Raw genomic sequence first — 997 nt, forward strand, 5'->3', positions numbered from 1 at the left:
ATCGTTCAAGAGAGGGTTTGATGGCAAAGTCATTACAAGAGCAACTATTAGGTGCTGGCCTGGTAGATAAGAAAAAAGCAAAAAATATTCAAAAAGAGAAACGTGTTCAACGTAAGCAAACTCCAAAAGGCCAAGCAGTACAAAACGAAGCCGAAGCGCGAATAGCTCAGCAGAAAAAAGAAAAAGCTGAAAGAGACAAAGCACTGAATCAGGCGAAGCTGGAAGAGCAGAATCGAAAAGCAATTAAGGCTCAGGTAAAACAATTAATTGAAATGAACACCGTACCTAGTGAAGGTGACGATATTGGATTTCAATTTGCTGTCGATAAAAAGATCAAAAAGGTCTATATANCAGAACAGCAACAAACTCATTTATTGAAAGGCAGGTTAGCAATAGCCAATTTAGATGAAAGTTTTATCTTAATACCAGCAACAGCGGCCACTAAAATAATAGAGAGAGATGAGGCAGCGATTGTCTACCACATGGAGAAGTCACAGCCGCAAGATACAGAAATAGAAGAAGATGATCCGTATAAAGATTATCAAATACCTGATGACTTAATGTGGTAAACCTATGATCTGAGGTGCTGGTTTGTGGCATTTAGCATGCCCTTGAACCAGTTCTTCATAAATAGCCTTGAACTCGCTGCCGATAAGCTTTTGTAGAGGGAATTTTTCTTTTTCAAGACGAAACTCGACATTACCGGGAAAGAATATAAAAGTGAGGTAGGCTCCTTTCACTGAAATGAGTTCGGAAATGCCTTTATGGGATGTGTACTTGCATAATTCCTCGATATTTTCACTAGCGGGTGTTTTAGTCTTCTGTTCAACATGCTTCTTTGCGATTGGTGCCTTTAAGTGACTCAAGCTTGTACAAGCATCAAGTGTCAGCGCAGTCAGAAGGATAAAGAGAAGTCTTAGCATGCTTGTATACTATTCCTGGGGTCGAGATTTAAGATATTTTGCGGGAGAAATTCCGGTCCAGCGTTTAAAAGCAC

Annotated in this window: 2 protein-coding genes; one reads left to right on the forward strand and one right to left on the reverse strand. The window is 39.8% G+C overall.

The genetic code is table 11. The features are described from left to right. The coding region (locus tag A3757_RS23565; RefSeq protein ID WP_231878372.1) for a DUF2058 domain-containing protein at positions 1 to 569 on the forward strand (569 nt) is incomplete at its 5' end. On the opposite strand, the gene A3757_RS23570 is transcribed toward A3757_RS23565, so the two are convergent. After that, on the reverse strand, positions 558 to 923 hold the full coding sequence (locus tag A3757_RS23570; protein ID WP_068553025.1) for a hypothetical protein: 366 nt from the start codon (positions 921 to 923) through the stop codon (positions 558 to 560). The genes A3757_RS23565 and A3757_RS23570 overlap by 12 nt on opposite strands. Between the last annotated feature and the right edge of the window lie 74 nt (positions 924 to 997).

It is taken from the genome of Oleiphilus sp. HI0117 (assembly GCF_001635235.1).